1 pseudogene is annotated in these 539 nt (G+C 61.6%); it reads right to left on the bottom strand.

Annotation, left to right across the window (positions count from 1 at the left end):
* Positions 1 to 6: 6 nt before the first annotated feature.
* A pseudogene (locus GOSPT_RS04680) lies at positions 7 to 539 on the bottom strand (DUF2971 domain-containing protein); the annotation flags it as partial.

The raw sequence follows: 539 nt of genomic DNA, 5'->3' as shown, positions 1-539 counted from the left end.
TGAGGATCACCGGGTTGACCGGAACGGAACTGTTGACGGTCTAACCACGGCTGGGTCGAAGCCGTGCGCCCTCAACATTTCCTGCGCGGCGAGCACCTGTCCGTCTTTGTCGGGGTGTGGACCGACGGTCACTCGGCCGAGCGTCGGGTGCTCGCACTTGCCGGGTTGCCGCAGGTTTACCACCACGTCGAGATAGGGGACCAAGCCGAACGCTGTTGCACGGACGTTCACCGGGTACCGACGCTCACTGATCGTCCACAGTCGCCACTCGGCTTCCTCTTCGAAAGCGGCGTCCTTCAATGTCGCTATTTCACTGAACATCCGAGCGGCCAGTAATCCGAGATCTGGTCCTCCGTATATGTCGCGAGTGAGCGCGTCAGGTCCGGTTCGGTGCCACGCTGCCCGCGTCTGCGCCACGAACTGCTGTGCGCGTTCTCCTGCGGCGTCGTTTCCATAGGCCACCTTGCGTAGTTGTGCAGGGAACGGTGTATTTCCCATCGCGGTGCTCTTCGGATGGAAAGCAAACGTGTGTCCCGCGA

Origin of the sequence: Gordonia sputi NBRC 100414 (assembly GCF_000248055.1) — a bacterium.
Taxonomy (GTDB): Bacteria; Actinomycetota; Actinomycetes; order Mycobacteriales; family Mycobacteriaceae; genus Gordonia; species Gordonia sputi.
The sequence above is the reverse complement of the archived record's forward strand: the minus strand, read 5'-3'. Positions and strand labels throughout refer to the sequence as shown.